Origin of the sequence: Veillonella sp. CHU110, from assembly GCF_003992255.1 — a bacterium.
GTDB lineage: Bacteria > Bacillota > Negativicutes > Veillonellales > Veillonellaceae > F0422.
Window position 1 is genome coordinate 1 of sequence record NZ_RQVA01000010.1, and the last position, 13,656, is coordinate 13,656.

At 39.7% G+C, this 13,656-nt stretch carries 8 protein-coding genes and 3 tRNA genes; all 11 read left to right on the forward strand.

Annotated elements, in window-relative coordinates; translation table 11 throughout:
• Nucleotides 1-380: 380 nt before the first annotated feature.
• Nucleotides 381-2,579: an AAA family ATPase gene (locus tag EO122_RS05405; protein WP_240632666.1), complete on the forward strand. Its 2,199-nt coding sequence runs from the start codon at nucleotides 381-383 to the stop codon at nucleotides 2,577-2,579.
• 367 nt (nucleotides 2,580-2,946) lie between these two features.
• Nucleotides 2,947-4,020: an iron-containing alcohol dehydrogenase family protein gene (locus tag EO122_RS05410; RefSeq protein ID WP_127009718.1), complete on the forward strand. Its 1,074-nt coding sequence runs from the start codon at nucleotides 2,947-2,949 to the stop codon at nucleotides 4,018-4,020.
• Between the two features lie 233 nt (nucleotides 4,021-4,253).
• Nucleotides 4,254-5,312, forward strand: coding sequence for a P1 family peptidase (locus EO122_RS05415; protein ID WP_127009719.1), 1,059 nt, complete (start codon nucleotides 4,254-4,256; stop codon nucleotides 5,310-5,312).
• Between the two features lie 50 nt (nucleotides 5,313-5,362).
• A tRNA-Asn gene (locus EO122_RS05420) sits at nucleotides 5,363-5,438 on the forward strand.
• A gap of 5 nt (nucleotides 5,439-5,443) precedes the next feature.
• Nucleotides 5,444-5,518 (forward strand) — tRNA-Glu (locus EO122_RS05425).
• 3 nt (nucleotides 5,519-5,521) lie between these two features.
• A tRNA-Val gene (locus tag EO122_RS05430) sits at nucleotides 5,522-5,597 on the forward strand.
• Nucleotides 5,598-6,347: 750 nt separating this feature from the next.
• A complete protein-coding gene (locus tag EO122_RS05435; RefSeq protein ID WP_164725967.1) occupies nucleotides 6,348-8,540 on the forward strand; it encodes a TonB-dependent siderophore receptor in 2,193 nt (730 codons plus the stop codon).
• A gap of 215 nt (nucleotides 8,541-8,755) precedes the next feature.
• Complete coding sequence (locus tag EO122_RS05440; RefSeq protein ID WP_240632667.1) at nucleotides 8,756-9,793, forward strand: iron ABC transporter permease; 1,038 nt, start codon at nucleotides 8,756-8,758, stop codon at nucleotides 9,791-9,793.
• On the forward strand, nucleotides 9,793-10,797 hold the full coding sequence (locus EO122_RS05445; RefSeq protein ID WP_127009721.1) for an iron ABC transporter permease: 1,005 nt from the start codon (nucleotides 9,793-9,795) through the stop codon (nucleotides 10,795-10,797). The genes EO122_RS05440 and EO122_RS05445 overlap by 1 nt, the downstream gene beginning before the upstream one ends.
• Nucleotides 10,798-10,800: 3 nt before the next feature.
• Nucleotides 10,801-11,619 (forward strand): ABC transporter ATP-binding protein, encoded by an 819-nt coding sequence (locus EO122_RS05450; RefSeq protein ID WP_127009722.1) that lies wholly within the window; start codon nucleotides 10,801-10,803, stop codon nucleotides 11,617-11,619.
• Nucleotides 11,616-12,707: an ABC transporter substrate-binding protein gene (locus EO122_RS05455; RefSeq protein ID WP_206168514.1), complete on the forward strand. Its 1,092-nt coding sequence runs from the start codon at nucleotides 11,616-11,618 to the stop codon at nucleotides 12,705-12,707. Before EO122_RS05450 ends, EO122_RS05455 begins: the two co-directional genes overlap by 4 nt.
• The last annotated feature ends 949 nt before the right edge of the window (nucleotides 12,708-13,656 follow it).

Genomic DNA, 13,656 nt, shown 5'->3' on the forward strand with positions numbered 1-13,656 from the left:
ATACAAAGGCATTAACAATTTGAGGGAACCAACTAACAAAGGAGACTTTAAAATTACTAAACTCTGGTAGATGACTGCTTTCTACTGCTTTTAACTATAATTATATGTACCTTTCTATTATTCCTCTTTAATTTTAAAGACAATTTCTGTATAATTGATGTTAGACATATATGACTCACCCTTTCTTAATTATGTGGTTACTTTTATGATACAGTATGAGTTTGTATATGTTTATTTTATTGCAATAAAAAATGTTGGTGACTACTCTTATATCAGTAGCTCCAACATTTAGTATGGAGCCTAAAATCATTAAGGTTGTGTTAGTCTAATATCTAGATGAGAATCGTAATGTTATAGAAGGTATAAATGATAATACAATAATGAAGCGAAAAATTGAGAGGATTGCAATGATATCTAAAATAGTTTTAAATGGGGTAGCAAGTTATAAAAAAGAGGCTGTGCTTGATACTGATAAAAAAGTAAACTTGCTGTATGGATTAAATGGAACAGGAAAGAGTACTTTTTCGGAATTCCTATATGATCAGACAGGAGCAAGATTTTCACAATGCAGTATAGAGGGACTTGAAGAAAACGACACGGTACTAGTTTACAATCAAAAATTTATTCAGGATACATTTTATGAACCAGCGGGAATACATGGTATATTCACCTTATCGAAAGGAAATGCTGAAGCTCAAAAGGTAATTGATATTAAAAGTGCTGAAGTAAACAAATTGACAGAGCAAAAGCAGAAAATTGAAGAAAAAAAGACAAAAAATGAGCAAAAGCACTTAGATGAGATAGAAGAATACAAGAAACAAGTATGGAAAATCAAGAGGGAATACACCGGAGGAGATAGGGTTTTAGAGTTCTGCTTAGATGGATTAAAAGGAAATAAAGATGCTCTTTTCAAACATATTATTTCTTTAGAAAAAATGGAAGGCGAGCTTGATTATTCTGTAGATGATTTAAAGAAAGAGGCTCAGCAACTTCAGGGTGAATCTCAGAGCAGGCAGCTTTTATCAAAATTCTTGATTGATGTTGAAGATATTGAACAATCAAAATTGTTGTCTAAGGTTATAGTTGGAAATAAGAATAGTTCGGTAGCCTCGTTGATTGAAACGTTAGGAAATTCGGACTGGGTTAATACAGGAATTAAATATGTTCATATAGATGGTGAAAAAGGCGTATGCCCTTTCTGCCAGCAAAAAACCATTACACAGAATTTTCTTAATCAGATTAATGCTTATTTTGATGAGAGTTATAATCGAGACAAATCTCAGATTGAGCAGATGATTTCTAGATACGATGCGGAAATAAAGAAAGCGATTGATTTTTTTAATGCTATTAAAGATGATTCTTTTCTCGAAAAAAATAAAGCGGAAATAGAAAGTCTTAGTGCGAACCTTACTTCTGTATTGGAGCATAATCTAAATACTTTGAAAGAGAAGGCAAAGACACCTAGCATTCAGGTTTCTCTGCAGCCAATTAATCAAATTATGGAATCTATAAACAGTATTATTGAAAATGCTAACAATGAAATTAGTCTGTATAATCAAAGAATTGCAGACATAAAAGGATCCAAGAATAAAATTAGGAATAGATTTTGGTGTCTTATGCGTAAAGAATATAATTCTGTAATTGAGTTATATACTGCAAATGAAAAGGCTTATAAGCAATCGGTTAAAAAAGCCAAAGAAGAGTTACAGATAAAAACATCCAAGATTAACACTAATACTGCACTGATAGAGGAAAATCGAAAGAAAACTGTAAATATTGATGAAGCAGTAGAGAATATAAAGAATGGACTGATAGATATTGGCATTACGGATTTTACTATAGAAAAATATTCCGAGGAGGAGGCATTATATAGACTAAAACGTGAGGATTTGGATGAAGATGTCTTTAAAACATTAAGCGAGGGCGAAAAAATGGTAATAAGCTTTCTATATTTTATTGAGTTATGTAAGGGGGAATCAATCGCTGAAAAAGCTTCAAATAAGAAGGTTGTAGTGATTGATGATCCTATATCCAGTTTATCACACATTTATGTTTTTAATATTGGAAGATTAATACATAATGAGTTTCTAAGGACCGAAAAGTATGACCAACTATTTATACTGACTCATAGTCTATATTTCTTTTATGAGTTAACTAATACCAACCATACACAACGAAAGGAAACCCAGAAACTCTTTAGAATATGTAAAAATACAGAGAGCAGCTATTTTGAAGATATGAAATATGAGGATATTCAAAACGATTATCAAGCATATTGGCATATTATAAAAGATAAAAAACAGTCTCCTGCACTGATAGCGAATTGCATGAGAAATGTAATGGAATATTTTTTCAATTTTGTGGAAAAACAGGACTTTGCTCAAGTATTCCAAAGACCAGAACTACAAGAGAATAGATACATGGCTTTTAATAGGTACATGAATAGAGAATCGCATTCAAAAGGTCAAAACATCTTTGATATTAAAGAGTTTGACTATGATAGTTTTCGAGATGCATTTAAAAAAGTATTTGAAACTGAAGGTTATATAGATCATTATAATAAGATGATAGCATTATAAATATAATAGAAATTTAACAGATGTGTCATTAGAAAGCTAAGTCTTAGTTTCATACTTGTATTATGCTTGTAAAAAGTCAGATAAAGAGAAATAAAACGGATAATAAGGCTAAAACCGATAATAAGGCCAAAACCGATATAAAAAACTTGATTTTATGACGTTTATACAAAACAGTATCAATGGACATATTGAGTGGGAATAAAATAGATAGACTGAAAGCCAGCAGAACCTAGGGACTGCTGGTTTTTGTGTTTTACACAAGAAATCCCATTGCATTTTCTCCTCATTAGTCCTATAATACATTGTATCGTATTTAATTAGTATATAAGTGCGAATTAGGTGGACGATGATGAAGGAGTTGAATGTCATGAGACCTGAACATACATTGCCAAGTTATAGCTTTGGCAGTCATGAAATTTTTGATACCATAGGAGCCCATACAAAACGAATTGGTACAAAAGCAGTAATTGTCGGTGGAGATACAGCGTTGTCTGTGGCGCTACCAGTATTACAGCCAGCCTTAGATCGTGATGGTATTGAAGTGTTAGAGATTATTCATTTTGGTGGTGAATGCGCCTTTGAAGTAGCGAAGGAGATTGCTAATAAAGAATCTGCCAAGCAAGCAGATTTTCTAATTGGTGTTGGTGGCGGTAAAGCCTTAGATACGACGAAATTAACTAGTATTGAGTTAGGGGATATTCCCGTAGTTACGGTTCCAACAATAGCGGCTACGTGCGCAGCTACATCAGAGGCTATTGCAGTCTATCATTTAGACCATACCTTTGCAGATGTGGCCTTTATGAAACGCCCTGCAGTACATACTTTCATCGATGCAGATATATTGGTGAAAGCCCCAAGTCGTTATTTCTGGGCTGGCATGGGTGATACCATAGCTAAACATTATGAAACGCATATGGCCACACGTGGACGTGATCTTTCCTATAATGTACAAGTAGGCCTATCTTTATCTAAGATGTGTGCAGACCCTATCTTTGCCCATGGTCGTGAAGCGCTGACTGCCAATGAACAAGGTGAACGCAATCGTGTATTTGATGAAATTGTGATGGCTGTGATTTTAACAACTGGTATTGTATCTGGATGTATGCCAGGAGATTTTAACAGTACCATTGCTCATGCTGTTTGCTATGGATGTGCGGAAGACCAAAAAACGGAAGAGGAACATCTACATGGTGAAATGGTGGCCTACGGACTATTAATTCTCTTTGCTGCAGATCAGCAATGGGATCAATTAGAACGTTGGTTGCCTGTGTACCGCAGTATCGGTTGGCCGACGAAACTTTCAGAATTGGGACTGACCACCGATGACATTCCGATGATTGTGAAAAAAGCAGCCTCTGTGCGAGATGTGGTGATTTGTCCATACGTAGTGACAGAAGATATGTTGACCGAGGCTATTTTGAAAGTAGAAGCGCATAACTAATTTGTGCGGTTCTAGGTTTCATAATATCCAGTAATAAACTAATCTGAATGGACATGGTTCGTATATCAGTCATCAACAGGTATCTTTAGTAGAAAGCGGTATCTGTTAGTAGAATGTTTTAAATTCATAGGATTGGCAGCTACTATAGTTAGATATATGGGACGAGATAGACAGTTTGTAGATGATTGGGATACTAAGTGTTAACAATGAGAAGACAGGAGTGGTGGTCGACTATGGAACGAATAGTATGGAATGACATAGATTTTGTAAAGGTAGGAAATGCTACGGACAACATAGGGAAAACGGGCTTGACCGTGTTGCGCTTCCCCTATGGTGCAACAGGAGGGATTCACATTAGCGGTGGCGGCCCTGCTGCCCGTGAAAGTGGCGTGCTAGATCCTACGACGGCGCCTACTCCTGTGAATGCTTTGGCGCTAGGTGGTGGATCTGCCTTTGGGTTAGGGGCTAGCGATGGGGTGATGCAATCCTTGGAGGAACGTAATATAGGATGCCCTACGGCCTATGGTGTAGTGCCTATCGTCTGTCAAAGTGATATTTATGATTTATCCTACGGAAATCCGAAAGCTCGACCGACTCCACAAATGGCCTATGATGCTTGTGAAGCAACGTTTAAAGGAACTGCTCCTATATCTGGAAATGTGGGCGCTGGTACAGGTGCTACTGTGGGTAAAATTTGTGGTATGGAACGGGCCATGAAAGGCGGTATTGGCTATGGGGCTGCTCGATTAGGAGATTTTGTAGTAGGTGCCGTAGTGGTGGTGAATGCCTTTGGTGATGTGTATGACCGCAAGGGGCAACCATTAGGTGGCGTTATGGATGCATCGCGGACACATATAGTAGATACGAGTCAGATTATGTATAACCAATATGTGAATCAGGAAAAGACGCATGCTATGATTGGTGGTAATACAACGATTGGTGCTATCGTAACCAATGCGCCGTTCAGTAAGGCAGAACTCACTAAAATAGCTATGATGGCTACCAATGGATATGCCCGTTCTATTCGTCCTGTTGGTACGCTGTCTGATGGTGATACAATCTATGCCTTTTCTTCACATCTAAAAGATTGTCGTATAAATGATGATATTCTTGAGGGTGGTACAAGTACTGAAAGAAGTTCTATGGCAGCGGATGTCAACTTAGTAGGTACTTTAGCAGCAGATCTAATGTGCGAAGCTATTGAGGATGCGATGCAGTCTAGTTATGTTACCGATGATGAGTTTTTGGAGAATCTTTTAAAATTTCACGAAGTGAAAATGGAAAAGCAATAAAAAAGACTTGCATTTTATGTGAAAGTGCTATATAATAACTCTTGTATTATTCCTCGATAGCTCAGCAGGTAGAGCAATCGGCTGTTAACCGATCGGTCGTAGGTTCGAGTCCTACTCGAGGAGCCATACAAGGCCCGTTGGTCAAGCGGTTAAGACACCGCCCTTTCACGGCGGTATCGGGGGTTCGATTCCCCCACGGGTCACCATATGGACGATTAGCTCAGCTGGGAGAGCGCCTGCCTTACAAGCAGGATGTCGGCAGTTCGATCCTGTCATCGTCCACCACAGTTAAGAACCATCCGATGGATGGTTCTTTTTTTATGTCGTCATTTATTTCGCTATGCAGCCTGTGGCATTTGTAATTTATTATGATAAAGGTAAGACCGCAACATACTCCTTCTCAAACTGATCCTACGGTAGGTTTGTTCAGGAGCATGTTGCGGTCTTTTGTGTTTGTCTAATTTGGATAATAAGGAATGCCACGAGGCTGCTACTCGTAACTGCACTCCTCAGGGGAGGTTGGATAAGGGGCCTTTGTGTTTGTCTGATTTAGATGATAGGGGGTGTCACAAGGGTGCTACTTGCAACTGTGTTCCTCAGGAAGAGGCATTGAATAGCTTTCTCATAATTTATAAAAGAGATATGATAATTATGTAAGATAGTTGTTATCATTTAAAATATAAAGTTAGAATTACACGTAATGAATAAAAATACTGTTATATATCAGTATATATTGAAAACATACTTATAAAATTATAAGTTTACACGAGGTTGTTATAAGGTTGGCTATCTTTATAATACTTTATATTATACTATTTACTGGAGTGTAACTGGAAAAATATGGGGGGAGTGTTTTAATCTATTATCTTCTGTTCATTATCTATGAATTAAAAGCATAATTATTTCAAAATTGGTATGGTTTATGAAGAAAATGTGAAGAAATATATTGCACAATCAAAAGTATAATGATAATATTTATTATATAAAAGATATAATATGTGTATCTTGGTAAGGTTTTTGTGTAGGAGTTATAGAATGAATAGCAAAACAAAAAAGCAATTGTTATCATTTGCAGCAGCAACAGGTGTATTGTTCCAATTAGGTGGCACTGCGCATGCTGTACAAGTTTTTGATCTAGGTGAATTTGTGGTGAAGGCACCAGTTAATGTAGCTACGGTTGAAACACCAGAGGTAGCGGTAACACCAACTACTGTAGAAGGTGCTTATGCAGGTGGTCAAGTAGCGAACAGTAACTTGATGGGTGTATTAGGTCGTCAAAGCTTTATTGAAACACCGTTCAATGTAACTGGATATACAAACGAATTGTTAGAAAATAAACAAGCTACAGAAATTACTGATGTAGTAAAAAATGATGCGTCTGTGAAAGATGTATCTTTATCTGGTGCATCTAGTTCTTGGTCTATCCGTGGTTTCCGTACAACACAGCAAGACATGCAATTTAATGGTTTGTACAGTATTGCCCCACGTTTCTACACAGGTACTGAAGGGTATGATCGTGTAGAAGTTATCAAAGGGCCAAGCGCATTATTAGGCGGTATGGCACCAAATGGCACAGTAGGTGGTACGATTAACTTTGTACCTAAACGTGCTACGGATAAAGCAATTAATAAAGTGAAACTTTCCTATGGTAATGGCAGTGAATTTACACAACACGTAGATGTAGGACATCGTTTTGGCAATAATAACAAATATGGTGTTCGCCTCAATGTATTAAATCGAAATGGTGGAACATCGGTTAAAGATGAAGAGCGTCAAACTAGTTCTGTTGTCATTGGTGCCGATGTACGAGGTGACAAATTCCGTGCAGCTCTTGACTTGGGTTATGTATATCATGCGACATTAAATCCTCAATACCGTGTACTCTTTAATAATGGTTCTTTGAAAAATACAACAAAAGAAAATCCTTTCACACCAGTTCATATTGATAATGATATGAAATATGGCGCTACTGACACATTCCGCCGTGTTACTGAAAAATATGGTGTAGTTAGTGGTGAATATGATCTTAATAAAGATTGGACTGCGTATGCGGGTATTGGTGCTCGTTATACATCTATGGACTACAAATATAATGAGTTCACAGTGACTAATTTAGCTAAGGGTGATGCGAATATTCGCTATCGTCATAACTACCAAATTAATAAAGGAATTTCTGCAGAAGCAGGTCTTCGAGGTAAGGTAGTGACAGGTGATGTAACACATCATATTGGTTTGGCCGCGACTCGTTTAGAACAAAAAGTATATACGCAGAATAATACCTTGAATACGGTATCTGGATTCAATTATTTGAAACAAGCAACAAATTGGGGGACTGCTACAGAAACATCTTGGGAATCTCCACTATCTAGTAAGCAAATTTTAACAGGCGTTTCCTTAACAGACCGTATTGTTACAAAAGATGAAGCATGGCAGTTCATTCTTGGCGCACGCTATCAGAAAGTAAGAAGCACAAACTATGGTGCAAAAGAAACTACCTATAATAGTCATGCTGTAAGCCCAGCTGTAGGTATTGTTCATAAATTCAATGACAAAGTATCTGTGTATGCGAACTACATGGAAGGTTTAAAAACCGGGGTTTCTGCTCCAGCTGGTACGAAAAATGAAAATGAATTGATGGCACCTGTTAAAGTTAAACAAATGGAAGTGGGCACAAAAGTAGATATGGGAAAATATGCAGCTACATTGAGTGCTTTCGAGGTGCGTAACCCATCGTATACAACAGATGTTGTCACTAATGAATATGGTTTAAATAGCGAAGTTCGTGCTCGCGGGTTAGAGTTAAATGTATTTGGTGAACCTGTAAAAGGCACTCGTGTATTAGGCGGTTTAATGTGGTTAGACTCTAAATATACAAAAGATACTAGCAGCACAAAACTGAAAGGTAATAAATTTGAAGGCGCCCCAACAGTGAATGCAACATTGGGTGTTGATCAAGACATTAAAGGAGTGAAAGGATTATCTGTATCTACTCGCTTGAACTATACAGGATCTGCCTATGCAAATAATACTAATACGGTGAAAACTAGCGGATACTTCACTTGGGATTTAGGTACTCGTTATACATGGAATGCAGGTAATACGCCAATGACATTCCGTGCTGACGTGTACAATGTGCTTAACAAATCCTATTGGAATGCATTACATAGCAATGGTGTAATGTTAGGAAATGGCCGTACATTCATGTTCTCCTTAACGGCAAGTTTATAATTTAAAATACTGGTGAAAGTAGTATTTCCCAAATGATAAGAGCTGTAACGAAATACGGGATCCCTGTATTTTGTTACAGCTTCTTTTTCCTACGATGTGAAAGGATACCTAACTAGCGTATTAAATACGTGGGAAGGGTTGAATACATTGGGGGAGCTACAAAGCAGTTATTTCTGCAATATAGTAGTTTTCAATATATACAAGAAAGGAGATACATGGTACGTAAAGATATATCTTTATCCTATACATCGGACAAGAATACCTCTTTCTTTGGAAAGTTTGCAGGTCAAATGCTATTGGCTTTACTTATCCTAGGATTAGGTAGTTTCGTGTTCTTGTCGGTAGGGGCTAGATCTATTTCATTGGAGATGATCTGGGCTAGTATTTGGAATGGAACCGGAAACATAGATGGGATTGTTATCAACACGATTCGTATACCTCGGTTATTGGTGGCTTTCATCTGCGGTATTCATTTTGCCGTCGCAGGGGCGCTCATGCAAGGGATTACGAACAATCCTATGGCAAGCCCGTCAATTTTAGGGGTGAATGCAGGGGCTAGTTTTGGCCTAGCCATCGCCATGATTGCGTTCCCTATGGCGAGCTTGAATATGACTATTCTATTCAGCTTTTTAGGTGCTGGGTTGGCGACGGCTTGTATTTTATACTTAGCCAATCGAGGTATGGCAAAGGGCTCTAAGGTCTACTTAGCCTTAGCAGGTAGTGCTATTAGCGCTATCTTTATGGCGGTTACACAAGCGCTAGTTGTCTTTTTTGATGTAGCCCAAGATATGAGTTACTGGACCGCTGGTGGTATCGGTGGTGTTCGCATGGAGCAAGTGCTGTTAGTGGCTCCGTGGACACTGATCGGCGTGTTAGTTGCCTTAGCCATTTCTAAACAAATTACCTTGCTTAGTTTAGGTGATGAGGTGGTTGTTGGTTTAGGTGGAAAGTTGACTCAAATTCGTCTGTTGGCGGGTCTTACAGTATTGCTATTGAGCGGTTCTGCCGTAGCCATTGCAGGACCTATCGGCTTTGTAGGCCTTATTGTGCCTCATATGGCTCGGTATATGGTAGGTCTTAGCTATGAAAAAGTGATTCCTTTCTCTGCTGTGCTGGGAGCCATCGTGGTCATCGTAGCCGATACGGTGGCACGTGTGGTGTCGCCTCCATTTGAAGTCCCTTTAGGGGCAGTTACAGCCATAGTTGGGGTTCCTTTCTTTCTCTATTTAGCGAATCGAAAGGGGGCTAACTAATGCATCAAGGTAGACGATTTGCTATATGGTCTATTGGGTTACTACTGGCTTTGGCATTGATGTTTGTGGTCCATTTAGGAACAGGATTTTCTGAGTTCTCCTATATGGACTTAGTGCGTATTATTGCTGGCTATGGGACCGAGTGGCAAGAGCGCATTGTCTTCGACTTTCGTATGGTTCGATCCGTGCTGGCTATTTGTATCGGTGCAGGTTTAGCGTTGTCTGGAGCCATCTTTCAGACCATTACTCGCAATGAACTAGCTAGCCCGAGTGTACTCGGTGTCAATGCAGGGGCCGGTGTAGCGGTGATGTTGTACGTCTATTTTGAACCAGCCAATGCAATCACTACGATTTGGAAAGCTCCATTATTTGCCATCATTGGCGGAGGGCTAGCGGCACTAATCATTTTCCGCATGTCCTATCGCAAAGGACGTAGTTTATCTCCTATGACACTGATTCTGAATGGTATTGCTCTATCTGCTGGGATTCATGCAGTGCAAATGGTGACCATGGTGACCTTGAGTCCAGATAAGTTTAATCAAATTAATACTTGGCTCATCGGTACGATTTTTGGTAACAGTTGGAACCATGTAATGGTGCTAGCGCCGATTGTAGCGATTGGAGCCATCGTACTATATTGTTATTCCACAAAACTGAATGTGCTGAATCTGAATGAAGAAACGGCTATCGGCTTAGGGGCACGCATCACGAAAGAGCGAGTAATATTCCTGTGCATCGCCGTAGCCATTGCGGCCTCTTGTATTGCGGTGGGTGGTAGTATTGGCTTTATTGGGCTAGTGGCTCCACATATTGCACGGCGCCTAGTGGGTGTGAACCATCACTATTATTTACCAGTTACCCTATTGTTGGGGGCCCTATTGTTGCTTTCAGCAGACTGGTTAGGACAAGTCATCATTGCTCCAGATGAAATGCTAGTAGGCATCATCGTGGCATTGGTGGGTGCACCCTATTTTCTATATGTATTGGCACGGACGAGAGGATAAACTATGGCATTTGAATTACAACACGTTTCTACTGGGTATGAACATAAGATTATCAGTAAGGATGTAGATATTAGGATTCCTTTGGAAAAGGTAACGGCCTTGATTGGATCTAATGGATGCGGTAAATCCACTCTGTTGAAGACGATTTGCCGAATCATTGCACCTAAAGGGGGTGCCGTTATTTTAAACGGTGAGGATATTCATAAAAAAGATACGAAAGAATTGGCGAAACAGTTGGCAATTTTGCCGCAGAACCCGATGGCACCAGGGTCATTGACGGTGCGTGACCTCATCAGTTATGGTCGAGCTCCGCATAAATCTGGTATTTTGCAACGTGAAAGTCAGCAGGACCGTGACTTAATCGATTGGGCTATTGACGTGACAGACTTGCATAATTTTGCGCATACACCGATTCAGAATTTGTCTGGTGGTCAACGTCAACGGGCTTGGATTGCCATGGCTATTGCCCAAGATACAGATATTCTATTCTTGGATGAACCTACTAGTTATTTAGATATTTCTCATCAAATGGATGTATTGGAACTAGTGGAACGATTGAACCAAGAGTATAAGAAAACGGTGATCATGGTTATTCACGAATTGAACCAAGCGGCTCGGCATGCGGATCATATCGTTGCTATGAAAGACGGCCATGTACACTTTCAAGGCACACCTCATGAGGTCTTAACAGAAGAGATGTTGAGTACTATTTTTGGAGTAGACTCCATCATTTTGAATGACCCACGAACCAATCGTCCGTACTGCATTGCCTACACCCACGCATCGGTGGAAAAAGCGAAACAAGCAGGTGGTGGAGTATGATGGGACGTCGTATAGGAACCTATCTTGGTTGGGTGGCAGTACTTGCTATCATTGGAGGCCTTGTATATGGGCTCGTGAGTGGGGCTTTCAGTACTTGGGGCGCCCCTCGTGTGGGCGAAGGTTCCGTGGTGAAAGAAAAACGGCTCGACACTGATGAGGCCATCACGAAAGAGATGAATGCTCGTTTCAAGAAAGTAAAGCAATCTGCAGAGAAGCTGATTACCAATGAAGATGGGAACATGGTATTGCATCATAAATATGGGGCCACAGTGATTCCTGACAAGCAGGATCGCATTGTGGTCATCCGTATGGAAGACCCTATGTATGCCTTAGGTGCGCCTATGGTAGGGGCTTACAATCGAGATAACTTTTACTTGCATGATGAACTAGAGGCGCAAGGTGTGCAGCACATTAGCATCAATGAGGAAACAAAGACCATCAATTTAGAGCAAATTGAAGCCTTAAAACCAGATTTGATTATTATGCGTGACTCCTTCACTCGTAGCACCTTTGATGCATTGAGTAAAATTGCACCAACCGCAGCGTTTGAACTGCAAGATGCGGAACGTGCCCTACTCACATTGGGCATGGTATTACATCGTGAGAAACAGGCAGAGGCACGATTGCATAAGTATTACGACCATGTAAAAGAGGCTCGTATAGCCATAAAATCTCGTATTGGAGATAGCCCTCTGGCCTATATTCGGGTTATGAAAAAAGAAATACGGTTGTATCCGTATTCCTCCAGTGTGAATAGTCGATTCATTTTTGATTTGTTGAACATTACGCCGGATACGGAATCTTTGGTATTGGACGGTAAAAGTAATAATGCCGTATCTTATGAGATGTTGCCAGATATTGATGCGAAATATTTATTAGTAAGTACAGCCTTTGGGGCAAGTACTCGAACTACATCAGATCAGGTAGGAAAAGAGCTTCAAGATATGCAGTCCATGGAGATTTGGCATACGATTCCAGCTGTGCAAGAAGGTCATGTACATATGGTGAGTAATCAAGTGTGGAGTTCCCATGGGATAATAGCTAAGGAGAGAGCTATAGACGAACTTCGAGCTTGGTTAGCTCCATAAGATAGCCTGACATAAAGCAAGGAAAGAATGCGACACATTCCTCCGCAAACTGATCCTACGGTAGGTTTGCTCCGGAACATGTCGCATTCTTTTAGCATTAATGTAAGAATAATCTTATGGAGCTGATTAGGGAATCTCAGGGGCGGTTCTTATTCCGCTATGTAGACTTATGACGGTTTTTATCCAAATATGATAAAGGGAAGAGCACGGAATACCCCTCACAAACGGTATTTCATAATGTTTGTTCGGGGCACACCGTGCTCTTCTTGCGTTTATATTATTTAGGCATTAAAAGAATGCCACAAGGCTGCTACGCATGACTGCGTGGCTTAAGATGAGTTTTGGCTATGCCGTGCTCTTTTGCGACTGTCTATATTAGCAAATCTTGCCCTATGTCGCTGACGAGGGCACTCAGGGCGAGGCTTGTTCCGCTATTTAGCCTGTGGCGTTCTGGTCTAATTCAGAGAAATGAAAGACCGCAACATACTCCTTCTCAAACTGATACAGTGGTTAGGTTTGTTCAGGAGCATGTTGCGGTCTTTTGTGTTTGCGTGATTTAAATAGAAAGGAACGCCAAAAGGCTACTACTCGTAACTGTGTTCCTCAGGAAAAAATGTTGAAAATTAAACGTATTGATAAAAATTATGTTATAATAAAGGTGTTGCCTACCCCAATCTGCAACAGAAAGGGGGTGTTCATATGGAGTTGCTCATTAACTTTTTTTGTTCTGTTGTGGCAGGTATAATTAGTAGTTATATCTGCAAATGGTTAGACAGAAGATTTAAAGGCAACTAACCCAAAAGAGTCGGCTTCTCTATAAAAAAGCAAAACCCCCATGGTGCCAGCCATGGGGGTTTGTTGTTCATATGTAGAACTCATTAACTTTATAGCAGTATTATAGCATATTTGTGTATAAAATGCAAAGTAATGAAAAAGCCTAACGAATAAG